A 24,421-nucleotide genomic window follows, 5' to 3' on the forward strand; every position below is an offset into this window, starting at 1 on the left:
TTAGAGATTGGCGGGGAACCATTACAGGCTAATTTGCACACCTGCAGAATACGTCTTACCCATGGGATATAGCTGTGTATTGGTAGCAGGTTTGGCACTAACACCATTGGGATTTGAATAACTTACATGGGCCCCTACTGCTTCAGGATCCAGGTAATCCGTTAACCCTCCAAAGGTCCAGGTAAATAAATTTTCACCACTAAAGAAGATTCTTAACCGTTTGACATTAATTTTTTGTGTGAGGCTCAGCGGAAGGGTGTAGCCCAAAGTTAAATTTTTGATTCTCAGATAACCTATATTTGTTAAATAGTGGTCATTGAGATTAGCTGACATACGTCCTGAACTAAGGGCATTATACGCCCTTTGCCGTTGAGGATAAATTCTATTGGGATCATTCGGATGTTTCGGATCCCAGACTTTATCCAACAAATCTTTCCTGATAAAAGATACATATGGTCTGTGAAAAGTAGCCCAATACAATGGACCTGACGGGTACCAATGTTGTTTCGCAACGCCCTGCCCAATTACAGAGAGATCGAAATATTTCCAGTCGGCATTGATGTTGAAGCCAAAAGGAAACTGTGGCATGGCGTTTCCGATGGGTACCAGATCTCCACGGTCTTCCAGGGTATTAGCGCCGTTGTTAATCATACCATCTCCATTTACGTCCACATACTTAAGATCTCCTCCCTTCAGGTAATTCCAATCAGAATTTGACCCGTAGTCAAGTATTCCCCTGTAAACTTCAACTAAATTATCTCGGCCAAACTTATTCTCAAATGCCGCTGCAGCTTCATTTGATTGAAATTGGCCATCAATACGATAGCCCCAAATTTCGCCAACTTCCTGTCCTTCCCAAAAGGTGCTTAGTAAACCATTTGGATTATCAAATTTTGTGATGACAGCCTTATTGTTTGATACATTTGCTTGTATATTAAAAGAAAGTTCAGAACCCATGACATCAAACTGGTCATTATAACCAACGGTTAATTCAAACCCTCTGTTTCGCATAGATGCATAGTTTCTTCTCGGCTCTGAAGCGCCAAATACAGCAGGCAGTGGCCTTCCGGGCAGATACATATCGCTGGTATTGCGTTCATACAGATCAACAGAAGCCGATAGTTTATCCTCAAGAAACCCCATGTCAACACCTATGTTCGTTGACGTAATTTTTTCCCAGGCAATATTCGCCGGAAGTGGTTCTGGTGCCCGGGCATAATTAACTTCTTGACCATCAACTAACCAAGATTTCCTACCCATCCCTATAAGTTCTCTGAAGGTGTTTACCCCTACACTTTGGTTGCCCAGCTTTCCGTATGAAGCCCTCAACTTTAATGAGGAAATCACATTGTCTACAGCGGAGGTCCAAAATTTTTCATTATCTACTTGCCAACCTATACCTACTGACGGAAACAATCCCCACCGATTATCCTTTGGAAAACGAGATGATCCATCATAACGGGTATTCACCTCCAGTAAATATTTGCCATCATAATTGTAATTAAAACGGCCGAAATAACCTTGAAGAGCCCAGTCTAATGTCGATCCTGACATATCTAACATTTCAGTTCCAAATGAGATATTGGCCTTATCCCTTGTGAGCAGATCCTCAATTCTCGCTCCCACTCTGTCACGGTCAAACACCTCTTGGTTATAACCAAGCATTAACTTAAAATTATGCTTGTCTGCAATATCCTGGGTATATGTTCCATACATATTCAAAGCCTGGTAATAATCCTTCCAACGCCACTCATTATGCCGATTAAGGCCAGCCCCCTCTATTAATTCAAGTTCATTACCTGACAGATAAGAAAAGGGGGTATAGGTATATGTGCGATCATTTCTGTCAATGGAGTAGCTGTAATCCATCTTAAGCTCTAATCCCTGAACAGGGTTTACCTCAGCTTTTAATGTATTTGTCTGCTTTTCGTACTTCCATCGGCGATGAGCAGCTCCCTCTTTCAAGGCCCCCATGCGGCCTACATACCCATTTCTGGTTCGTCCAATACTTACGCCATACCCGTCTATAAAAGCTGGATAATTGGGAAAAGCATCACGCCATTTACTAACACCAAAGGTACCGCCCCAACCATTTTTGGTGCCAGCAAATTCTTCATTAAACCTGCTACTGAATTTGCTGATAGCAGATAGTTTTAACCAGTCATAGGGAGTGATATTCAAGCTAACCTGGAGGTTATATCGCTTTAGCTTAGAATCCTGAATATTTTGAACTTTATCCCGCTGGTATATCCTCCCTGATATAAATCCATTAATTTTATCAGAGCCTCCGGAGACAGATATATTATGCATCACATGTGGACGCCGTTTCTTAAACAGGAGATCATAATAATCAGTTTTCCCATAGAATTTATAGGTCCCATCCGGTTGCTCCTCATAATAGGGTTCTATCTCACCCTTCCCCACTTGTTCGGCAATATCCCAATCCTCACCCTCATAACACACATAACAACCACTATGATACGAACCAATGGCTTCATCCGCCCACCGGGCATAGGTAGCGGGATTAGTCACAAAATCCGTACGAGTCGTATTGGTTGTAAAACCGGTATTATTGGAATATTCTACTTCAAACTCTCCCTCCGTACCCGTTTTGGTAGTTATCAAAATGACTCCAAAAGAACCTCGCGCGCCATAAATAGCTGCAGCTTCAGCATCTTTCAAGACCGTAACACTTTCAATATCATTGGGATTTACATTCGCAAGATCTTCCTCGATTCCATCAACTAAAACAAGAGGCGATCCGCCATTTATCGAGTTAAAACCACGAATATTAATGGAAGCCGTCTTCGATGGATCTCCACCACCTGCATTTCTAACATTTAAACCCGGAATAGCTCCCTGCAAAGAACTTGCTATATCAGCAGACGGACGCGTTGCAATATCCTCAACTTCCATTTCACTAACCGAGCCAACCAGATTTTCTTCTTTTTGGGTACCATAGCCGACTACAACCATTTCTTCTCCAGTAATAGCCTCCTGCTGCATTTCAATATTGATTTTCTCACGTTCATTTATAGGTATAACTTTCGTTTTATACCCCACAAATGTGGCTATCAACGTATCCTGCAGGCTCTCGACAGTAAGCTCAAAAGCTCCCTCACTATCAGTAGAGGTCCCTGTCGTAGTTCCCTTAACCATAATATTAACACCAGGCAGACTCTCTTGAGTATTAGCGTCATAAACAGTTCCTTCCACGGTCTCTGCAACCGGATCATCTTTTCCTACCGTTTTAAAATCAGATACGTTAACCGTTATCGTTTTATTAATCTGCCTAAATTTTAGGCCGGTCTCTCTTGCAACCAACCTTAAAATGTCAGCTACAGAACGTCGTTTGTCTGTGAATGATACACGATAAGGCATCGCTTCTATCCGATATTTGCTATATAGAAAAGAAAAAGACGTCTCAGATTCGATACCGCTAAAAACACTTTCAACTGAGTTATTTTCAGCAGCAATCTCGACAAAAACATCTTCTATGCTTTGGGCAGAGCTATGTTCTGCCATGACTAATGGAGCTAACAAACAACACATTAGTAATCCCAGTAAGGCATCACGTGACATACGATAGGCTGTTCTTAGTATTGTTTTTTTCATATCTTATAAAAGATTAATGGGTTCTTTATTACTCGTTAATTGACGGCTCGCTTACTACATGCGCCAACATTGTTAGGTAAGCGGGCCTTTTTTATTCGTATATGTTATAACCGGTTTATTTACATCTTCCTCCTGTTATAATTATCCCCCCTTCTGTGGATTTATAATCCACATCCAGAGCAAACTGCATAGCTTCTAACACATTTTCTAAACTTTCTTCCTGTTGTTCGCCATGTAACACACAACTTTTTATGGCCTCATTTTCGATGCTAATTTCTGTGCCGTACCATCGCTCCAGGGTTGCCACAATCTCTGCTACAGTTTTATTGTGGAAATATAAAACTCCATCCCTCCAGGATATTAGCCGGCGAATGTCACCAGATTCTTTTGTAAACTTTTGGCTTTTTTTGTCAAATGCAGCCCATTGGTTGCGGGTTAATAACATTGCATCTGGAGAGTCAGCCTGCCCCTTTTCTACCGATACCTTTCCATGCTCAACCGCCACTTTCACATCTTGTTCACCAGGAAATGCTTTTATATTAAAAGCGGTGCCTAAAACGGTAGTCTTTAAATTACCGGCATGAACTTTGAAAGGACGTTCCTCATCTGGTGCCACTTCAAAGAAGGCTTCACCTTCCAAAAATATTTTACGACTTGCAGTTCCAAACTTTTCAGGAAAGCGTAACGTACTTTCCGAGTTTAGATGTACCTTACTTCCATCACTTAATGTTAGTATTGCCGTTTTACCAGCCGGCATCGTGCGTTCCACATAGGTAATTTCTTGGTCTAAAAAATGACTTTGCCATACATAAATACCCACGCTCGCTGAGAGTGTTAACAGTATAACCGCTGCCGTAGCGACCCATTGGTATTTATCTTTTTTGTGTAAATAGGTATTTGGAAGAGATGATATTGATGAGTCAGCTGTTGCATCAGGAGTCCTATCATCGATCTTCTGCAACAAGGTTGCTTTAATATGTCCTTCATCAATGTTTCCTGTACTACTACCGGCATTTCTGATAGCAAACTGCTCCAATCGATCAGCATGTGAAGAATCCTGTTGCAGCCAAGCCTCTATTTGTTCCTCTTCGGCCTGGGTACAGCTTCCTTCTAAATAACGCCTGAGTAATATGTCGCCGGGGTCGTTCATCATACATTAGATTCTTTTCTTCCTTCCATTTATATATATGCTTAAAACCCAAGGGTACCCTCATAATTTTTTTATTTTTTTAAATGAGGTTTTATCAACATGAGGGACAGAAAAATCACCTGCTGACTGATTTTCATATGCCAATGAAGGTGATGGATTAAGAAGTGAAGGAGAATCTCAGCGATTAAAGACAGGACGTCCACCTTCAAGAAGTTGTGGAAAAGGAACTTACAAAGAAGCTAAGATCTCAGACTCGAAACTCATCCAACTCTACGCGTAATATTTTCAACGTATGACTAATTTGCCCCTCTACCGTTTTTGGAGAGATGCCCATTTGGTCTGCTATCTGATTGTACGTCAGACCTTTATCCCGGCTTAACCTAAAGGCTTGCTTTGCCCTGGTGGGCACCTGTTCCAGCGCCTGCTGATAGGCATTAGATAACTCTTTTTTTGCTAATTGGCCATCAACGGTATGAACTGAGACGGGTACCTTTTTAGCATAATCATAATCGAAGGAGGGTTTTCTCTTTTTGCTTCGGAGGGAATATAGCGCATGGTTTCGGGCCATTTTGAGTATATAACCCTTCACTTTTGGATGGTCAGGATTTATGATTTCTCTCTTTTCCCAGACCTTAATAAATACTTCCTGCACCCAATCTTCTAATTCTGTCTTATCGGATGTATAGTACGAGAGCAAGTTAGATACCGCCTGGACGTGGGTATCAAAAAGCTTGTTGAACTGTCTTTTAGAGAGCATCACGAACCAATCGTCATCTTATAAGCCGTTAAAAGTTCAGCCAGTTAGAATATCATTTACTATCCTTCATTCCTTAATGGGTTCAAATATAATTGCTCCAAACCATTTAGTCTTTACCAAAATATTAAGTAAATGTTATGAACATTTTTTGATAAAGGTTTCTTTGTTGCTATTCAATTCTTCTCCTATGGTCCTGACTTATGTTGATAACAGGATATAAATACCGGCAGCCAATATTCCTCCTGCAATAGGAGCCAGTACCGGAATCCAGGAATAGCTCCAATCACTGGTGCCTTTATTAGTAATGGGCAAAAGAGCATGCATGATTCTTGGACCTAAATCCCGCGCCGGATTTATGGCATACCCCGTTGGACCGCCAAGCGATAATCCTATCCCCAGAACTAACAGTCCTACAGGGAGAGCCGATAAGGCCCCTAACCCAAAGCCTACTTCCTTACCACCAATCGTAATGGTCTCTAAAAGCTGGCCGTTGGCTCCAATAAATCCCGGTGATACTAAATACAGCACACCCAATACAAGGATTAGCGTGCCAATTGCTTCGGTTAAGAAATTAGAGGAATACCTCCTGATATTGGGAATTGTACTATGACAGGCTAAAATAAGTCCTTCATCTGTTGTCTCTTGAAAGTGGTCGCGATACGATAACCATACCAATAAAGCTCCAAGGGCACCTCCAATGAGCTGTGCTACAATATAAGGGAACACCAGGGACCACTTAAACAAACCTGCTGCTGCAAGCCCAACGGTCACAGCCGGATTAATGTGGGCACCGCTAAACTGTCCCATAGTAAATACTGCTACAAAAACCGCGATTCCCCATCCCCAGGTTATGACAATCCATCCGCTGTCTTTTCCTTTTGTCTTATTCAACAAAACGTTTGCTACTACTCCATTTCCGAGTAGTATCAGGATGGCTGTGCCAATGATTTCTGCAATAAATGGAGACATAAATATTTCGTAATTATAGAGTTAAAGATATTAGCTTATTGATTACCAATATTTCAGCTACATACATCACTTTTCACTGGGAGTCATTGCTTAGCCCCATTTTTGGACCAGCTTAAAGCGGTTTCCAAGGCTCTATTCCATTCTCCCTTCATTGGTTCTATTTCATCATCAGAAAGCTGGGGAACAAACTTTTCATCTTGTTGCCACTGGCTGTTAATTTCTTCTTGGCTTTCCCAATAATTCACAGCTAAACCCGCCAGGTAAGCCGCTCCTAATGCCGTTGTTTCCAGTGTTTTAGGCCTTAATACCGGTACTTGCAATAAATCAGACTGAAACTGTACTAGCAGATCATTGGCTGCTGCCCCACCATCTACCCGTAACTCTTTAATTTCTATGTTCGAATCAGCCTCCATTGCCGTAATTACATCCATTGTTTGATAGGCAATACTCTCGAGCGCGGCCCGGGCTATATGCCCGGCATTGGCACCACGCGTTAACCCAACCATAGTACCGCGGGCATGCTGATTCCAGTGAGGAGCACCCAGCCCCGCAAAGGCAGGAACTAAATAGACTCCGTTGTTATCTTCCACAGAAGCAGCCAGGGCTTCTATTTCTGAAGCTTCACGGATTAACCCCAGCTCATCACGCAGCCACTGAACCACCGCCCCGGCAATAAAGATGCTCCCCTCAAGGGCGTATTCTACGCTACCGTCAATTTCCCAGGCTATCGTCGTTAATAAATTATTTTCTGAAGTAATGGGCTTTTGTCCGGTGTTCATAATCATAAAACAGCCCGTCCCATAGGTATTTTTTACCATCCCCGATTCAATGCACCGCTGACCAAAAAGAGCTGCCTGTTGATCGCCGGCAATACCAGAAATAGGAATATTATCCGCAAGAATTTTGGTTTCTCCGTAGACCTCGCTCGAAGATTTTACTTCAGGAAGCAGTGCTTTGGGAATATCTAACAAATCCAGAATTTCACGGTCCCATTCCCCTTTTTTGATATTATACAGCATCGTTCTGGAAGCATTTGTTGCATCCGTAACATGCGTATCGCCGCGCGTAAAGTTCCAAATAAGCCAGGTATCCATAGTACCAAAGGCAAGCTCCCCGTTTTCGGCACGCTCCCGACCCCCTTCTACATTATCGAGGATCCACTTTATTTTAGTTGCTGAGAAATAGGCATCAATAATAAGCCCCGTCTTATCCCGAATCTTTTCAACTAATCCCTCTTGCTCCTTCAGTGCATCGCAAAATTTTGAGGTTCTTCGATCTTGCCACACAATGGCATTATAGACGGGCTTACCGGTTTTACGATCCCAGAGAAGGGTAGTCTCACGCTGATTGGTGATGCCTATAGCTGCAATATCTTCGGCATGCAACCCGGCCTCAGTTATTGCTTCTGCGGCTACCGAGGATTGGCTAGACCAAATTTTGAGGCCGTCATGCTCTACCCATCCGGGTTTGGGATAAATTTGTTGGAATTCTTTTTGGGCTATCGATTTAGTATTCCCTTGCTTATCAAAAATAATTGCTCTTGAACTTGTCGTTCCCTGGTCCAGAGCCAAAATATATTTGTCGGCCATCCCTTTTACTTATCCCTTAGTTTTTCTTTCAATGTAAGGACAAGCTTAGATAAACCAACTCATCATTTCAAATTATTTTTGCAAATTTTTAAAATAATGGCAAAATAATTTTACTCAGCCACCGGATGAGTATGGAGAGATAATCAACTATTGGTGCTTAATTATTTATCCAATGCCAATATCTACGAGTAGATCACAGATCTAACTTTTTCGGCATAAATAGCTCAGTTTACGAGTAAATGGGCGGATATTTTGCTGGGTCTGCCTCACTCATAATTCCATATATAGCTTCAAAAATATCCTCTTCGTTGGGCTTTGAGAAGTAGTCACCATCCGACCCATAGGCCCCGCGATGCTCTTTGGCAGTGAGACATTGTGGTTCAGAATCAAGATGATAGTATCCCTTCTGCTCCTGCAACACCTGGTTAAGCATGAAAGCTGAAGCCCCACCAGGGACATCTTCATCCACAAAGAGAATACGATTTGTCTTTTTTAGCGACTCAACAATCATATGCTTGCGGTCGAACGGCAGCAGTGTTCGGGCATCAATTAACTCTACCGATATACCAATATCTTCGATCTGAGGCAAGACGGTTTCACATACATTGCAGGTAGAACCATAGGAGACAACAGTGATATCCTGACCCTCCGAAATAATTTCAGGAATTCCAAGTGGTACCGTAAATTCTCCAAGATTCTCAGGCATCTTTTCTTTAAGACGATAAGCGTTGAGTGGCTCAACGACCAATGCAGGATCATCACCCTTTAAAAGTGTATTATACATACCGGCAGCATCAGTGAGGGTTCGGGGAACACACAAATGGATGCCCCGAATGCCATTCAAAATCATTCCCATCGGTGAACCGGTATGCCAGATACCTTCCAGCCGGTGCCCGCGGGTACGAACAATCACAGGGGCCTTCTGCCCGCCCATACTGCGATAGCGCATGGTTGCAAGGTCATCACTTAACCCCTGGAAACAGTACAACAGGTAATCTAAATACTGGATTTCGGCAATGGGACGAAGTCCCCGCAAGGCCATGCCAACGCCTTGACCTAATATCGTGGCTTCCCGGATGCCCGTATCACTTACCCGAAGCTCGCCAAATTTCTGTTGCATATTTTCAAGCCCTTTGTTGACATCTCCAAGCTTTCCGGTATCTTCTCCAAAAGCCAGCGTCTGTGGATATTTGTCAAAAAGCCTCTCAAAGTTATCCCGTAGTACAATGCGTCCATCAACCTGCTTGGGATCTGCGTTATATTCGGGTTTTACTTCTTCAATGTTTAATGGAGATTGCTCTGTCTCACTGTAAAGGTGCGAATGGTACCTTTCTTTATTTGCTTTGTGGCTTTCTTCCAACCAAGCCAGTAACTCTTTCTTGGCAGGTAAATCTTCATCACGGATAATTCGGCAAGCCCGACGAGCCCCGGATACAGTATGTCGGCGTAACGGGACCATCGATGCATTCATCTGTCGTTTTACCGTTCGCAATAATTTACTGTGAGAACTCTCTTTAATAATCTTGTCTAAGATCTCATTAACCTCCTCAAGATCTTCACCAAGTTCTGAAGTAAAAGATTGCCAGGCAGCCTTTTTTGCCGACCGTGCCTCTTTTTTTCCCTCTTCTTGCAGCGCTTCTAATTCTTCAGCCGTTGCTATACCTTCCTCCAAAATCCAGTCTCGCATCTTGGCGATACAGCAATGCTCTTCTTCCCAATCTAATCGTTCATCCGACTTATACCGTTCATGCGAGCCCGAAGTAGAATGCCCCTGAGGTTGTGTCACTTCCTGCACATGCACAAGGACCGGAACATGTTCCTCCCGAGCCAATTCAGCAGCCTCTTGATAGGTCTGCAACAACGCTTGGTAATCCCAGGCTTTGACCGTAAGGATCTCCAGCCCATCCTTCTCTTCGGTTCGCTGAAATCCAGACAACACTTCAGAAATACTCTCTTTTGTTGTCTGATATTTGCGTGGCACAGAGATACCGTACCCATCATCCCAGACAGACAATACCATCGGCACCTGTAACACACCTGCGGCATTCACCGTCTCCCAAAAAATACCTTCGGAAGTACTGGCGTCACCTATCGTCCCCCAGCCAATCTCTTTTCCTTCGGTCGAAAATTTTTGGAACTCTTCCTGATCTAATAAGGTCTCATGCTCGCGATAGATTTTCGAGGCCTGGGCTAACCCTAACAGACGCGACATTTGTCCGGCAGTGGGGGAAATATCAGGCGAGGTATTTTTAATCTGTGTCAGATCCTTCCAACTACCATCATCGTTGAGGCTTCGTGTACTGAAATGGGCATTCATCTGACGCCCCCCGGAATGTGGATCAGCTTCTACATTGGCATGGGCATAAAGCTGTGCAAAAAACTGTTGCACAGTAACTTCGCCAATCGCCATCATAAAGGTTTGGTCTCGATAATAGCCAGATCTAAAATCCCCCGTTTGAAAGTATTTGGCCATAGCGATCTGTGGTAATTCCTTACCATCACCGAAAATACCGAACTTAGCCTTACCGGTCAGCGTTTCTTTTCGGCCAATATAAGAAACCTCCCGGCTGGTAACAGCCAACTTATAATCTGCCAGGATCTGCTGGATTTCCGTCTCCGTGAAATTGACATCAGAGGTACCGTTCGACCAGGTAATATCTTTTTTCGTCGTTTCCGTAGGTGCCATAATATCTTTATTTCAGTTCAGCCACAAATCAGCTGCGGCATAATCAATATCGCTTAAATACAAAATAACCAAGACCGGGAGACCTGCTCCCATTCAGTAAACTGTTACTCCATAAAACCACCTTTAGTCATTTTTATTGGATCCAGCGCTTCATCCAGCTCTGCATCAGAAAGATCCGTCATTTCCCGGGCCACTTCTTTCACGGGTCGGCCCTCTTTAAAAGCTTTTTTGGCTATTTTTGATCCCAAGTCATAGCCGATAATCGGGTTAAGCGCAGTTACCAATACCGGATTGCGTTCAACCATATCTGCTACTCTTTCCTTGTTAACGGTCAGCCTGGATACGGAACGATCAGCAAGATTTCGTATTGCATTACCTAAAATGGTTATGGATTCCAGCAGGTTATGAGCCACGACCGGCAGCATCACATTCAATTCAAAATTGCCCGATTGCGCCGCTACCGTAATGGCCGAATCATTACCAATTACCTGTGCACACACCATAGTGATAGATTCTTCAATAACCGGATTTATTTTACCTGGCATAATGGAAGAACCGGGCTGAAGGGCTTCCAGCGTAATTTCACTGAGACCACTATTAGGACCAGAATTCATCCACCGCAGATCGTTGCCGATCTTCATCAATCCGGTGGCGATGGTTTTAAGCTGTCCACTCAGCTCAGCAGGTGCATCCACCGTTGACTGTGCCTCAAAATGGTTTTCGGCTTCCCTCAGTTCAAAGTCGATATCCTTTGAGAGACCTTCAGCCATCCCGGAACCAAAAGCGGCGTTGGTATTAAGCCCCGTACCGACGGCCGTCCCGCCCTGGGGCAGTTCAGAAACTCGTTCCAACGCAGATTCCAGCCGTTCTATACCCAGCTGTAGTTGGCGGGCATAGCCATCAAATTCCTGTTTGATAGTAACCGGCATGGCATCCATGAGGTGTGTTCGGCCGGTTTTAACTACATCCGAAAATTCATTCCCTTTGGTTTCAAAAGCTTCCTTGAGATGCGATAGTGCTGGAATCAGATTTTCCTGAACAGCCATAATGGCTGCAACCCGGATAGACGTTGGGATTACGTCATTAGAACTCTGACCATAATTCACGTGATCGTTGGGATGAATCTCCGTCTCTACATCCTCTGCTTTGAGCTCGTTGGCACGCTTGGCAATAATCTCATTAGCATTCATATTTGTAGAGGTGCCCGAACCGGTCTGGAAGATATCTACGGCAAAATCGTGATCAAATTTCCCTTCACTCACCTCTTGGGCCGCTTTTTGGATCGCCTTACCGACCCCTTCCTCAATTTCACCGAGCTTAGCGTTCACTGATGCCGCATTCTTTTTTACCAGCCCCAATGCTTTAATGAAACCACGGCTAAATCGCAGGTTGCTGACCGGAAAATTATCCACAGCACGCTGGGTCTGGGCACCGTAATAGGCATCTTTAGGCACTTTTACATCTCCCATTGAATCTTTCTCGATTCGGTATTCACTCATAATACACTATTGTTCTATTCTAAAAATTTGGATTTATACTGCAACCAATGTGCAATCTTAGCAGGCACTCAAAGGTAGCAAATTTTTAGGAAAATTTGGAGTTTTAAAGAGAGGAAAGTCGCTGCGCGAGCGTCAATAGCCCAAAATTTAATATAGGTTAAGCCTGGCGAAGCCAAGCAAAGATCTTTCGGCCTACGTTTAAATGGGGCTCATAGGGCGCTTAAGCACTATTTTTTCTAAAATGAAGGGAAAATTAAAGCTCTTTAGCGTACATCCGATACGTCTTTTCAATTTGAGCTCCAATCTTCTCAGCTACCCGCATCATTCCCTTATTGGACTCAAGCACCCAGCTTAGCTCAGAAGATCTATATCCTTCCTGCTTGCCACTAATGATAGCTTCTTTATGCAGTAACGCATCGATACCCTTCCCCTGGTATTCCGGTATAACGCCCATCAGTGCCGTCCGAATCTGGTTAATATTGCGTTTGTGCCAAAGCAACTTAAAAATCCCCGTGGGGAAGAGGGTCCCATCCAGATGCCTGAGTGCCTGGTTAAGATCTGGAAGTGCAATAGAGAAAGCTACCGGCTCTCCGTTTATTTCGGCAATATGGGCCACCTTGGGGTCAAGGATAAGCTTCAAATCTTTGGCCAAATCCTCTAATTCTTTCTTCGTCATGGGGATAAACCCCCAGTTCCCTGACCATGCTTTATTATAGATATCCCGGACGATCTTTACTTCTTCATCCAGGTTTTTAAGATTTACTTCTCGAATTTTAAGCATGGGCAACCGGCGGCGCACCACTTCTTCGGCACGGTACATACGATCCAGCGATACCGTGGCCTGCGTAACCCGATAGGCGTATAAGTCCATCTCTTTCCGGAAGCCCGCATTTTTTATCAGCTTGTCGTAATAGGGCTTATGGTAAGGCATCATAATGCTGGGATCATGATCAAACCCATCCACTAAAACACCAATTTCGTCCATCATACTCGGATTGGAAGGCCCCAGCACATCAGTATGTCCTCGTTCCTGGAGCCATCCGGAGGCTACTTTAAGCAACAGGTTGGCTACCGATTGCTCATTAACGCACTCAAAAAAACCGAAGAAACCGGTTTTATTGTTATGGTGTTCATTGTACCGATGATCTCGAATAGCGGCTATCCGTCCGCATACTTCTCCATCACGTTCGGCTAAAAACAGGGCTATTTCCCCGTTTTCAAAGAAGGGGTTGTCATCTTCATCGATAAGCTTTTTTTGCTCCATCTTCAGGGGGGCGATCCAGTGCTCATCGTCAGCATAATGCTGATATGGAAATTCAAGGAATCGCTTACGATCCTGTTTTTCCCTGACCAGTGTGATCTTTAGTGTACGTTGCGAAGATTTCACCATCTATTCATTTTCCAGCAAGGAATGACCATTTTGATCGATGATGCCTTGGTCAATACCAACTTTACGAAATGCTTCCAGGATACGATCGAGATGCTCATCCGTATGGGTTGCCATATAACTAGTCCGCAACAACGACATGCCCTGGGGTACCGCTGGAGGTACCACGGCATTGACATAGACACCGGCCTCAAGCAGCTTCTTCCAAAATCTAAAACACTCTTCCATTTCGCCAATCACTACGGGAATGATAGGCGTCTCACTGCTCCAAACGTTAAAGCCCATATCACGCAGCTCTGTGCGCATGTAATCAGAAATTTCTTTCAGTCGATCCAGGCGCCAGGTTTCTTCTTTTAAAATCTCTAACGCCTTAAGGACGGTCGCTACATTGGCCGGGGGCATTGAAGCACTGAATATATGAGCTGGCGAATTATGACGGATATACTCTATCACTTCTCTATCACCAACCAAAAAGCCGCCTAATGAGGCAAAGGACTTAGAAAATGTTCCACTGATCAGATCCACATCATCCATCATACCGTGGGTAGATGCCGATCCGCGTCCTCCCTCTCCAACAACGCCAATGGCGTGAGCATCATCGAGATACAAGCGCGCACCAAACTCTTCTTTTAAGCGGACTAATTCGGGGACCTTGGCAATGGTTCCTGACATGGAAAAGACACCATCACTAACAATAATCTTTCCGGCCTGCTCATCTGCTCTATTCAACAGCTTTTCCAGCTGCTCCATATTATTATGCTGGTAACGCATAGTCTTGGCATTCGAGACAAGTGTACCAGTTACAATACAAGCATGGTTATCTTTGTCCGAAAATATAATGTCTTTACGTCCGGCAATAGTTTGAATAGAACCTTCATTCGTCTGATACCCGGTGCTAAAAAGAACACAGGAATCTTTGCGCATAAAGTCGGCAAGCTTATCTTCTAACTCGAGGTGTAAATCAAGCGTGCCGTTCAGATAACGCGAACCTGTGCAGCCGGTTCCATATACTTTAATGACATCCCGTGCAGCCTCAATCACCCTGGGATCGTTCGTCAGTCCGAGATAATTATTAGACCCAGCCATTATCACATCATTACCATCAATTTGGACAATGGTCCCATCAGTGGCTTGTAAAGGCTTAAAATAAGGATATAAACCTTCGGATTTTATTTCTTCAGCCTTGGTAAAATTATAGGCTTTAGAAAAAATATCTTTTGTTGTAACGTCGGATTTGGAGTTGGCCATTCGTTCCTACTTTCGACTTTTTATATGAGTGCGTATCGTTGCAAATATACTTCCATATTAAGCATCAATCAAATTATGAATAAGATAATGTTATTTTACCCATATTGATCAGCTACCTGCTGTAGATAGTGTACGTACTGATCGGCTACATGGTTCCAGCTAAATTGGGTCTGCACATACTCCCGTGTTGTCTGCGACAGCTTCTGCAACTCGCCATTGCTTAAAATCGTTCGTACTCTCGCGGCAAATTCATCTGCATTTTGTGCTGGTACGCGATAGCCGTTCTTTCCTTGGGCTATCACATCTTTAATTCCCTCCAGGTCCGCTGCCACGGCCGGTGTCTGGGCCATATTAGCCTCCAGCAGTACAATGCCAAATCCTTCCATATCTCCTTCTACCGGAATATTGGGCATCACAAAAAGGTCAGCCGCAGCGTATGCCTGCTTTAAGACTTCATCAGGCTGACGCCCCAGCAAAAAGATACGATCGCTGCAGCCCATATCTTCGGAGGCCTCGGATATGTTATCGTATTGCGGTCCATCACCTACGGTCACATAAACAACTTGATCCCCCAGCTTCGGCATCACTTCCCGGATAAACCACTCATGCCCTTTACGTTTAACCTTGCGGCCAACGGTGAGCAGCATAAGCTTTTGGTCCAGTGGAATATTAAAATTTCGCTTCAGCCGATCACGTGATTCTTTCTTATCTGGGAAGTGCCCCAGCCTGTTTAAATCGAAGCCATTAGGCAGGGCTACTCCTTTTTCGGGAGGCATACCTCGCTTAATACATTCTTCCCGGGTGGCTCTGGATACTGATATTACGCCATCCAGCTTATCAAAAACCCTGGGTACCAACCACTGATAGATCCCAACCGGCAGTGTTACATCACGGCCGTGGTTAATCGTTACCATTGGGATATTTATGCGGCTTCGAACCAAATAGGCCAGGCTGGCGGTAACCATAGAAGAAAATAAGACAATATCAGCTTGGTGCTCCCGCACCTGATGCGGCAGTTCCATAAGCTCCTTAAATAAAAAAGAAGCAGTCTTTGCCACGATCTTACCTTTGCCGGAGGCATTTACCGTTTCTTTAAATACCTGTACGGAATCTTTTCGCTCTAATTCCCGGATAAGCTGTTGGCTTACCCGCTGCATTCCGCCAACGTTGTCAAGAATCTCCCCTTCATCCGGGTGACTATGTGATACATATAGTATGCGCAAAAGAAATAGGTTGACTTAAAATTTCAATTGAGGCCGTGGCTCGCTTAACGCTTCACGGTAATCATCCAACAGCTTACCGTTGACGTTCTCCCAAGAATAAGCCAGCGCTTTTTGACGAGCTGCCTGGCTCATCTCATCCCATAAAGACTCCTCTTCAATAATCTTAGAAACACATTGAGCAAACTCTTGGGTATCTCGTGGAGCTGCCAAATACCCATTCACACCAGATTCAACCAGTGAGCGGCTGCCCGTTGCATCAGCTACTACACACGGCAACCCACTAGACATCGCCTCGAGGGTAACATTCCCAAACGTTTCGGTCTCGGATGGAAATAGGAAGACATCGCTGCTGGCATAAGCTTTGCTCAGCTCTTCGCCAGTGATAAAGCCGGTGAAATGAGCTTCCGGAAGCATATGTTCAAGTTCTTTCTTCGCCGGCCCATCACCCACGATCATTGCTTTTATATCTTCATTTTCTTGCTGTAACCGTTTGACAGTATCCACAAACGTCTGCAGATTTTTCTCCCATACCAACCTGGAAACAAAACTCACTACTCTATCCGAGTCCTGGAAACCAACGGAACGTCGCCATTCCATATCCCGGTGTTTGGGATTAAATTCATCGGTATTAACCCCCCGCGCCCAAATTCGGATTCCTTCATCAATTCCCTCTTCGTTCAATTCATTCGCCATCGAGGGGGAAGGCACATAAATATGCTTACACTGGCTGTAGAACCACTCCAGGTATTTCCATCCCAACATTTTAAGCATATCTAAGTTGTAGTATTTGAGATAGCTGGTAAAGTGTGTATGGTACGAAGCCACGATCTGAATGTTATTTGCTTGTGCCCAACGCATGGCACGAAATCCTAACACATCGGGGGTTGCCAGATGAATGAGGGTGGGCTCAAATTCCCGCAACCTGTTCTGGGCCGACTCCGGAAATCCCACGGTAACACGATATTCTGGTCGGCCGGGTACCGGCATAGATGGTACGGGCACAAATTCTCCTTCGTGATCAATAGCCGGCTCATCTATGGTTGGGCCAAAAACAATGACAGGAATATTCTTTGACTCCAAATAAGCTACCAGCCGATTTAAAGTCAGGGAAACCCCATCCTGAATATGGTTATAATTACCAGTAAAAATTGCTACTCGTGGATCAATCATAAATTTTCCAATGCATCATTGAGATTTGTATCTTTGCGGCATAACCCTGATCACTGTTGGGCAACACCTTAACTTAGTCACCAAATATACAAAATTTGATGAAAGCCTTCGTAACCGGCGGCACAGGTTTTATTGGAAGCCACCTTGTGGATGCCTTGCTACAGCATAATGCCTATTCTGAAGTGCGTTGTTTGATCCGAAATAATCAGAAATGGTTAAAAGATAAAGATATCACCCCCATTCGGGGCAACCTGGACGATTTTTCGACCCTCAAACAAGCGGTGGAAGGTGTTGACGTCATCTTTCATATTGCAGGCCGTGTTAAAGCACCTACGTATAAACAGCTGAAACGTGCCAATGTGGACGCCACCGAAAACCTGTTGCGAGTGGCACAAAAGGCCGGCACCCCCAAAGTAGTGGTTCTTTCTTCCCTGGCGGCGGCAGGGCCAAGCAAAGGGCAACCCGTTACCGAAGACGACCCTTTGGAGCCGGTCAGTATGTACGGAAAATCAAAAAAACAGATGGAACAGCGCATCCATGAGCTGATTGATAACAAAATGTCGGTCACTATTTTACGTCCGCCTGCGGTATATGGCCCGCGGGAAGATCAGATTTATTCATTTTTCAAGATGGTCAGCAAACGAATCTGTCCGATTATTGGAGACGGCGAAAAACCTAAAATATCGATGATTTATGTAGGCGATGTCGTTCAGGCTATCTTAAAGGCTTCCCAACAGAATGAACCCGGTATCCATACGTATTTTATATCTGATGGCGAACCCCATACCTGGAATAAGATTCGTGAAACAGCAACGATGGTTTTTGGTAAAAAAGCTATCCCTATTTATGTAAAGCCGGATTGGGTTCAAAAAATTGCCGGTATTGTGGAAAAAACCGGATCATTTTTTGGGATCTACCCCGTTCTTAATAAAGAAAAGGCCAAAGAAATGATTTTGGAATGGACCTGCTCCAGCGATAAAGCCCAACAAGAGCTTGGTTATAAGCCTGAATTTTCGCTGGAAGAGGGTATCTCACGAACAATTCACTGGTATCAACGACATCATTGGTTATAAAATCTATGAAATTAATGCGTTCCTGTATTCTTCTTATTCTCTTAATGGCGACGACTGTTTCGCTCAAAGCTCAAATGACGCTGACTAAGGACTTTTCCTTTGTTATGGATATTCCTTCGGTCAAAACCATAGCCAGCTCGCCGGCTCATTTTTATGCTCTCTCTGAAACTGAGGGGATGGCGGTGTTCCGGTCTCGCCCCGACTCGCTGCAGTGGCTGTATTCTTCGACTGGCATGCAGCGACGCGGTGATAAGGTAATTGCTGACATCCGTTTTGCCTATCTTTTTGGTGATGACAACCGCCTCACCGTACTTGAACCTACTTCCGTTTTGGGCGTCTACTCTTCAACCAACTTGCCATCCCAGCCGCTGGATGTCAAAAGAATAAGCACCAACCTCTTTATAGCCCTTGGCAATCGTGGACTTGGTGAACTTTCGCTGGAATCACCTGAAGCCGTTGATTCTACGCTTACCTTTGTCGCAGAACAAGAATTGGGTAATCATGCCATCATCAACCTTGAAGGTACCAGCGACCAGCTTTTTGCCTTAACGGATAGCAACCAGTTGCTGCAACTCAATCTTGAGGATGAAAAACTAACTCTAAACCGAACGCTCTCGTTATCCGAAGAGGTTGATAACCTATTCTTGATTGGGCAAACACTTTATGGGTCCAATGCCAACGGCGATATCTTTGAGGTTGAAGGAGATGGAAACCTCTCCCAATTGGGTAACATTGCTGAAGAAGTAACACATATTGTAAAATGGGAGGACTGGCTGGTTATCAGAGGAGTATCGAATCGGTTGTGGACTTCCTATCAAAATCAACAGCCCCAGCTCTGGAAAGAGAACAAAGAGGCCGGAAACTACGTGGCGATTAGTAAAGGCCAGCTGTGGCTCAGTGAGTACAACCAGATAACCAAAATAAACGCTTCAAAAGCAGCCAAGCCCTCCGAAAGTGTTGATAGTAACATCCCAAATAATAGCGGCACGATAGCCCTTGAAGAAATACAAGATTTCACCGTCCCGCATTCTAAAAGTCTGCTTTTCCCCATTAAACTAAAAGGTCTGCAGGCCGGTCAAAACATACAGTTCACCTATCAGTCGCCCGATATACAGCAAGCTGAATTGCGAGGACAAAGTTTCTACTGGGAACCGAGCTCTGATGATGTGGGCTCTCACCGGGTAACCATTATTGCTTCTGCGCAAAATGGTCAGACGGCAACAACCAGTTTTGATATCCATGTGCGTTCATACAATGCCCCCCCGCGATTTACCCCTATTCGGTCGATCAGCATTCCGGTTGGTGAGGAGTTTTCTTTTCCACTTAATGCTGTTGACCCGGATGGCATCAATAAAAATTTGATCCGATTTCTTGGCGTAAATCTACCCAGCGGGGCCTCTCTCAATGAATCGACCGGAATGGTCCGATGGACCCCAACTCCACGCCAGACTGGTGAAAATACCTTCCGTGTTATTGCTACCGACCAGTATGGCGCAGCTTCTTCAGTTGATGTCACTATCAATGTGGTGGAAAATGTAAAGCGCGGTAACCCAGGACAATAGTAATTTCAATTCGATTTAATAGTTAAACTAATCCATTGAACAGAACTGACTTTCAGTCTCGTTTACTCAGCTGGTACGATCAAAATAAGCGCGAAATGCCCTGGCGGGATTGCGGCGATCCTTACAAAATATGGCTTTCTGAAATCATGCTGCAACAGACGCGTGTAAACCAAGCCACCCCCTATTTTGAACGCTTTGTATCAACCTTTCCTACGGTGCATGATTTAGCCGCGGCCGATCAGCAGGAGGTGCTCAAAGTATGGGAAGGCTTAGGCTATTACAGTCGTGCCCGCAATCTCCATGCAGCTTCGAAACTGGTGGTAGATAAATTTGACGGCAAAGTGCCCGACAACTGGGACGAAATCAATGAACTGAAAGGTGTAGGGCCTTATACCGCCTCAGCCGTATTGAGTATTGCCTTCCAAAAAAAACATGCGGTTGTAGATGGAAATGTCATTCGAGTATTAAGCCGTTATTATGGTATTGAAGACAATGTGCGCAGTACCAAGACGAAGAATGCGATACAGGATTACGCTGATGAACTGATATCCGATGATAGACCCGGCGACTTTAATCAGGCTGTAATGGAGCTGGGTGCAACCGTTTGCACGCCCTCCAATCCTGATTGTGAAGAGTGTCCTATCCAGGAAGACTGTGTAGCATATAAGACCGTCCGGACTGATGAAATTCCGTATAAATCCAAGAAAAAGAAACGGCCTCACCACCAGATTGGTGTTGGCATTATCATGCGTGAAGATGACAACGTTTTGATTGCCTTACGCCCCGATGATGCGATGCTCGGCGGACTTTGGGAGTTTCCCGGTGGCAAACAGGAAGAAGATGAGCAAATGGAAGACACCGTCAAACGGGAATTGCAAGAAGAGCTAAATGTTGAGGTTTCTATCACAAAGCCTTTTATGAAGCTGGATCACGCCTATTCCCATTTCAAAATCACCATGCATGCCTATCTCTGTGAACTGGAGAGCGGCACCCCAAAACCCAAAAGCAGCCAGGAAATCCGCTGGATCCCAATTGACGAGCTGGAAGACTACCCTTTTCCCAAGGCCAATCGTAAACTCACCGAAAAGCTGATGAATGTCAATAAAGGCCAACAGGAGCTGGAGATTTAGAATTAGATGCTATTGGTGACTAACTCACTTCTGAAACTAATTTTGATAATCAATCCTCCTGTCCTCCTTCTCCAAGGAGGAACTCCTCATCACGAATTTAACATTTAAGTATAACCTCATTGAAGTCCCTCTTGGAGAAGAGGGATTTAGGGAGATTGAATTCATAAAATAATCATGCCTAAAAACCTCAAAAAACGATCCCAAGAAGAGATCAAAAAACTTAAACCCTTTCTGGATGAATGGGTAGAGCGCATCGAAAAGCCCGATTATATAGACTCCGATCCAGTGCTGTTCATGCACGCTTTTAATAAGAAAGAAGATCGGTTGCTGGCCGGCTTTTTTGCAGCCACCATGGCGTGGGGCCGCCGTGATGTGGTCATCCGAAAGGTACGCGATTTCCTGAACCGGATGGATAATCGGCCTACCGATTTTATCACCAACTTTTCGGATCGTGATGCCAAACGGTTTGACGGATTCAAACACCGCACCTTCAAGCCCGTGGATATGAAATGGCTGACAAAAATCCTGCAAACTATTCTGCTGGATTACGGCTCCTTCGAAGACTTCTGGGAAGCCTGTTACCAAAAAGCAGGGCAGCAGGAGCGTCCCCTGATGGCCATTTTTCATGAAGATTTTTTTGCCCTTCAGCCTGATACGCCAAGACGAACATTCAAACATGTTTCCAATGCCGAAAAAAAGAGCTCCTGCAAACGGTTGTATCTTTATCTCCGCTGGGCGATTCGTCAAAACAGTGCCGTTGACCTTGGTCTCATGAATTTTATGTCGCCCTCCGAGCTGATGATCCCCCTGGATGTGCATGTAGCACGACAAGCGCGTAAGCTGGGATTACTTGGCCGGACCTATAACGACTGGTGGGCAGTACAAGAGCTGACCGAGTCGCTTAATTTACTGGATCCAAAAGATCCCGCTAAATATGATTATGCCCTCTTTGGCCTGGGGGTAGCAGAAAATGGATTACCCGAAAAATTCGTGATAAATAGCATTTAGAATATTTACACAGGCATAACGCACTTTTAATCTTTACTACAATAAATAAAAGTATTTTTATATGTTTGCGTGAATTATATCATCTAATCATTATTCCATATGAAAACGAAATCTTTAATTTTATTCCTTTGCCTTTCTTTTTCTTTAACATCCGTCAGTTGGTCACAAACAACCTATAAAAGTGATCCTGGCTATTTTACTCCGGTTGTTAAATCCTTCTATCTACAAGGTGGCTCTTTTGAAAATACCCAGTTAATTGGTCCCGCAATAGGCTACCGGATTAATGAAAATCATGACCTTACGCTCCATGCCGAATACCTCTCCAGCGATCTTGGCAGTGAGGACGATGATACCCATAATTATTCAGGATTAAATGTGGGCTTTATCCTCGGCCATAGTTCTGCTGATTTTGCCAAAAGCTGGCTCATCCGATCGGAACTATCGGTCTATAAGTCCTTTAATTTTGATGCTTCGGGTTACTCAAGTCTCAACTTAGATAAACCTAACCTATTTTCAGGACAGGGATCTTCAGCAATATATATCCGCGTGCCGGTTTCCACTTCTATTTCTCTGCTCCCCAATGCCGGTGGCTTTTTAGGCTATGGTGATTATTCTCCTGCCTATGCTTTAGCTCATTTCCGCCAGGGTTTTGACGGATTTCAACTAGGTCCTCAACTGGGATTAGACCTGCTATTTAAGTTTTCCCGGGATTTTTATTTGGCACTTAAGCCCCAGTATCATATTCAGTATAACCTTACCCATGACACCTCGGGCGGCACGCTGTTCTTCAATACGCAGTTTAATTTTTAGTATTTGGTATCCCCTTCTTGGTTAAAATCATGCATACGCTTCAAGTGGGGATATTTACAATCACTGGAGAGTTTATCCCTATAAATAAATGGAATACCTAAGAAGCTTATAGCCTATTTCTTTTGTTTATGGATTTAGCTATCCAATGGAAAGACATACCTGAAAAACGACCTTCTTTTTTATATTATAGGTAAAACTATATTCTTCAATAGACTATTTATCTTATGAAAAAGAACGCTACTGTTCTATTTTTACTTTTATTTTTGGGATTTTCATCAATTTCACATGCACAAACCACCTACAAAAGCGACCCCGGCTTCTATACACCCGTGGTAAAATCGCTGTACCTGCGTGGCGGTGTTTTTGAAGATGCTCAGCTTATCGGTCCTGCGGTGGGTTACCGTTTCAACGAACGGTATGACGTAACGGTCCATACCGAATTTCTGTCCAATGAATATAAATTCAATAATAGTCCAAATCCTAAAACGACTCTCCTTAACCTTGGAGTTATCTTGGGTCGTACTACCGATCTTTCTGACCAGTTCTTACTGCGTTCGGAACTTTCTGTTTATCAAGCTATAACTTTTAATACGGAAGCCTATAATGATATTTCGGAACCGTCTTTGACCTCCGGGATAATCTCCTCTTCGCTGTATCGAAACTTCCCATTATCCGGCTCTATTTCCCTCCTGCCCAATATTGGAGCCTTTTTGGGCTACGGCAATTATACCACGCCTTACAGTTCCGCACATCTACGGCAGGGATTTGACGGTTTTGTTGTTGGTCCAAAGTTCGGTTTTGATCTGTCTTTCAAACTGTCGGACTCCTTCTACCTGGTTGCTAACCCCGAAGTCAGCGTCCCTTTGAATAAAGATAGTAATGAGTACGGAAGCACATTACTCTTCAACGTTCAGCTTAACTTTTAACATTTTATGCGTTTACTGCTTAGCTGTGCAACGCTTATTCTATTCGCCTCCAACCTGTATGCCCAGGAACATGAGGGCATTTTAGTCAGCTTTCAGCAAAAGAGGGCCCCAAACTTTGAGCTCTATAACCAAAGCCATAGCAGTATAACTCCATGGGAACTGGAAATTTCTGCCTATGGTTTGGAAGAAACTCCTTTTGAATTGGGTGCTTATCTTTCCGATGGTTATGACTCATCCATAACCATTGCCTATGGACTAAATTTTGCCTATCTGTATCCAATCAATGATGTACAGCTGCTTAAGGCCGGGCTCAATGCCGGGCGTTTCAAAATGAAATCTTTTAAGGATACCGTTGAGCTTGGCGCCCTGCTGGAAGATGAATACCATGAATCTTTTAAACCTTTCCTGGAATGGCAGTGGGATTTTACGCGTTACTTCTCCCTTTTTGCGCAAGCCGGTTACCGCTTTATCCGAACAGAAACAGGAGTGGTTGAAAAAATACTTTCCCGCTATGAAAATGGCTCAATCAGATCGTATCGAGTAGACCGCGATTACGACTTCTACAGCTCGGGCTTTGAGTTTGGAGCCGGCATAAGTATTCGTATCCACTAAAACACAA

At 44.2% G+C, this 24,421-nt stretch carries 18 protein-coding genes; 7 read left to right on the forward strand and 11 right to left on the reverse strand.

Annotated features, from left to right (window positions below; translation table 11 throughout):
* Window positions 1-21: 21 nt before the first annotated feature.
* The 11 genes from J6I44_RS12470 to J6I44_RS12520 all read right to left on the reverse strand — a co-directional run bounded on the left by J6I44_RS12470 (window position 22) and on the right by J6I44_RS12520 (window position 17,293).
* A complete protein-coding gene (locus J6I44_RS12470) occupies window positions 22-3,615 on the reverse strand; it encodes a SusC/RagA family TonB-linked outer membrane protein (protein WP_265766473.1) in 3,594 nt (1,197 codons plus the stop codon).
* 115 nt (window positions 3,616-3,730) lie between these two features.
* Window positions 3,731-4,768 (reverse strand): FecR domain-containing protein, encoded by a 1,038-nt coding sequence (locus J6I44_RS12475; RefSeq protein WP_265766474.1) that lies wholly within the window; start codon window positions 4,766-4,768, stop codon window positions 3,731-3,733.
* Window positions 4,769-5,012: 244 nt separating this feature from the next.
* Complete coding sequence (locus J6I44_RS12480; RefSeq protein WP_265766475.1) at window positions 5,013-5,522, reverse strand: RNA polymerase sigma factor; 510 nt, start codon at window positions 5,520-5,522, stop codon at window positions 5,013-5,015.
* 198 nt (window positions 5,523-5,720) lie between these two features.
* On the reverse strand, window positions 5,721-6,491 hold the full coding sequence (locus J6I44_RS12485) for an MIP/aquaporin family protein (protein WP_265766476.1): 771 nt from the start codon (window positions 6,489-6,491) through the stop codon (window positions 5,721-5,723).
* Between the two features lie 83 nt (window positions 6,492-6,574).
* Window positions 6,575-8,080 (reverse strand): glycerol kinase GlpK, encoded by a 1,506-nt coding sequence (gene glpK, locus J6I44_RS12490; protein ID WP_265766477.1) that lies wholly within the window; start codon window positions 8,078-8,080, stop codon window positions 6,575-6,577.
* A 229-nt stretch (window positions 8,081-8,309) separates the two neighbouring features.
* The gene (locus J6I44_RS12495) at window positions 8,310-10,766 is read right to left on the reverse strand and encodes an alpha-ketoacid dehydrogenase subunit alpha/beta (RefSeq protein WP_265766478.1); all 2,457 of its coding nucleotides are present in this window, start codon (window positions 10,764-10,766) and stop codon (window positions 8,310-8,312) included.
* A 104-nt stretch (window positions 10,767-10,870) separates the two neighbouring features.
* A complete protein-coding gene (locus J6I44_RS12500) occupies window positions 10,871-12,265 on the reverse strand; it encodes a class II fumarate hydratase (RefSeq protein ID WP_265766479.1) in 1,395 nt (464 codons plus the stop codon).
* A gap of 253 nt (window positions 12,266-12,518) precedes the next feature.
* Window positions 12,519-13,655 (reverse strand): GNAT family N-acetyltransferase, encoded by a 1,137-nt coding sequence (locus J6I44_RS12505; RefSeq protein WP_265766480.1) that lies wholly within the window; start codon window positions 13,653-13,655, stop codon window positions 12,519-12,521.
* The gene (locus J6I44_RS12510; protein ID WP_265766481.1) at window positions 13,656-14,900 is read right to left on the reverse strand and encodes an aminotransferase class I/II-fold pyridoxal phosphate-dependent enzyme; all 1,245 of its coding nucleotides are present in this window, start codon (window positions 14,898-14,900) and stop codon (window positions 13,656-13,658) included. It lies immediately after the preceding gene.
* A 95-nt stretch (window positions 14,901-14,995) separates the two neighbouring features.
* On the reverse strand, window positions 14,996-16,123 hold the full coding sequence (locus J6I44_RS12515) for a glycosyltransferase family 4 protein (RefSeq protein WP_265766482.1): 1,128 nt from the start codon (window positions 16,121-16,123) through the stop codon (window positions 14,996-14,998).
* A 15-nt stretch (window positions 16,124-16,138) separates the two neighbouring features.
* The gene (locus tag J6I44_RS12520; protein ID WP_265766483.1) at window positions 16,139-17,293 is read right to left on the reverse strand and encodes a glycosyltransferase family 4 protein; all 1,155 of its coding nucleotides are present in this window, start codon (window positions 17,291-17,293) and stop codon (window positions 16,139-16,141) included.
* Window positions 17,294-17,391: 98 nt separating this feature from the next.
* Here J6I44_RS12520 and J6I44_RS12525 point away from each other — a divergent pair, with 98 nt between their 5' ends.
* The 7 genes from J6I44_RS12525 to J6I44_RS12555 all read left to right on the forward strand — a co-directional run bounded on the left by J6I44_RS12525 (window position 17,392) and on the right by J6I44_RS12555 (window position 24,414).
* Complete coding sequence (locus tag J6I44_RS12525) at window positions 17,392-18,366, forward strand: NAD-dependent epimerase/dehydratase family protein (RefSeq protein ID WP_265766484.1); 975 nt, start codon at window positions 17,392-17,394, stop codon at window positions 18,364-18,366.
* Between the two features lie 14 nt (window positions 18,367-18,380).
* Window positions 18,381-19,928 carry a putative Ig domain-containing protein gene (locus tag J6I44_RS12530; protein ID WP_265766485.1) on the forward strand — a complete coding sequence of 516 codons (1,548 nt, stop codon included), beginning with the start codon at window positions 18,381-18,383 and terminating at the stop codon, window positions 19,926-19,928.
* Between the two features lie 35 nt (window positions 19,929-19,963).
* Complete coding sequence (mutY, locus tag J6I44_RS12535) at window positions 19,964-21,058, forward strand: A/G-specific adenine glycosylase (protein WP_265766486.1); 1,095 nt, start codon at window positions 19,964-19,966, stop codon at window positions 21,056-21,058.
* Window positions 21,059-21,232: 174 nt separating this feature from the next.
* The gene (locus tag J6I44_RS12540) at window positions 21,233-22,066 is read left to right on the forward strand and encodes a TIGR02757 family protein (protein ID WP_265766487.1); all 834 of its coding nucleotides are present in this window, start codon (window positions 21,233-21,235) and stop codon (window positions 22,064-22,066) included.
* A 99-nt stretch (window positions 22,067-22,165) separates the two neighbouring features.
* A complete protein-coding gene (locus J6I44_RS12545; RefSeq protein ID WP_265766488.1) occupies window positions 22,166-22,876 on the forward strand; it encodes a hypothetical protein in 711 nt (236 codons plus the stop codon).
* 224 nt (window positions 22,877-23,100) lie between these two features.
* Window positions 23,101-23,802 (forward strand): hypothetical protein, encoded by a 702-nt coding sequence (locus J6I44_RS12550; RefSeq protein WP_265766489.1) that lies wholly within the window; start codon window positions 23,101-23,103, stop codon window positions 23,800-23,802.
* Between the two features lie 6 nt (window positions 23,803-23,808).
* Window positions 23,809-24,414, forward strand: coding sequence for a hypothetical protein (locus tag J6I44_RS12555; RefSeq protein ID WP_265766490.1), 606 nt, complete (start codon window positions 23,809-23,811; stop codon window positions 24,412-24,414).
* Window positions 24,415-24,421: the final 7 nt, after the last annotated feature.

Source organism: Fodinibius salsisoli (assembly GCF_026229185.1).
Taxonomy (GTDB): domain Bacteria; phylum Bacteroidota; class Rhodothermia; order Balneolales; family Balneolaceae; genus Fodinibius; species Fodinibius salsisoli.

Excerpts from the sequence above, each read along its gene's own strand:
- J6I44_RS12470 (WP_265766473.1), bottom strand. The coding sequence starts at position 3,615 with ATGAAAAAAACAATACTAAGAACAGCCTATCGTATGTCACGTGATGCC.
- J6I44_RS12475 (WP_265766474.1), bottom strand. The coding sequence starts at position 4,768 with ATGATGAACGACCCCGGCGACATATTACTCAGGCGTTATTTAGAAGGA.
- J6I44_RS12480 (WP_265766475.1), bottom strand. The coding sequence starts at position 5,522 with ATGCTCTCTAAAAGACAGTTCAACAAGCTTTTTGATACCCACGTCCAG.
- J6I44_RS12485 (WP_265766476.1), bottom strand. The coding sequence starts at position 6,491 with ATGTCTCCATTTATTGCAGAAATCATTGGCACAGCCATCCTGATACTA.
- glpK (WP_265766477.1), bottom strand. The coding sequence starts at position 8,080 with ATGGCCGACAAATATATTTTGGCTCTGGACCAGGGAACGACAAGTTCA.
- J6I44_RS12495 (WP_265766478.1), bottom strand. The coding sequence starts at position 10,766 with ATGGCACCTACGGAAACGACGAAAAAAGATATTACCTGGTCGAACGGT.
- J6I44_RS12500 (WP_265766479.1), bottom strand. The coding sequence starts at position 12,265 with ATGAGTGAATACCGAATCGAGAAAGATTCAATGGGAGATGTAAAAGTG.
- J6I44_RS12505 (WP_265766480.1), bottom strand. The coding sequence starts at position 13,655 with ATGGTGAAATCTTCGCAACGTACACTAAAGATCACACTGGTCAGGGAA.
- J6I44_RS12510 (WP_265766481.1), bottom strand. The coding sequence starts at position 14,900 with ATGGCCAACTCCAAATCCGACGTTACAACAAAAGATATTTTTTCTAAA.
- J6I44_RS12520 (WP_265766483.1), bottom strand. The coding sequence starts at position 17,293 with ATGATTGATCCACGAGTAGCAATTTTTACTGGTAATTATAACCATATT.
- J6I44_RS12525 (WP_265766484.1), top strand. The coding sequence starts at position 17,392 with ATGAAAGCCTTCGTAACCGGCGGCACAGGTTTTATTGGAAGCCACCTT.
- J6I44_RS12530 (WP_265766485.1), top strand. The coding sequence starts at position 18,381 with ATGCGTTCCTGTATTCTTCTTATTCTCTTAATGGCGACGACTGTTTCG.
- J6I44_RS12540 (WP_265766487.1), top strand. The coding sequence starts at position 21,233 with ATGCCTAAAAACCTCAAAAAACGATCCCAAGAAGAGATCAAAAAACTT.
- J6I44_RS12545 (WP_265766488.1), top strand. The coding sequence starts at position 22,166 with ATGAAAACGAAATCTTTAATTTTATTCCTTTGCCTTTCTTTTTCTTTA.
- J6I44_RS12550 (WP_265766489.1), top strand. The coding sequence starts at position 23,101 with ATGAAAAAGAACGCTACTGTTCTATTTTTACTTTTATTTTTGGGATTT.
- J6I44_RS12555 (WP_265766490.1), top strand. The coding sequence starts at position 23,809 with ATGCGTTTACTGCTTAGCTGTGCAACGCTTATTCTATTCGCCTCCAAC.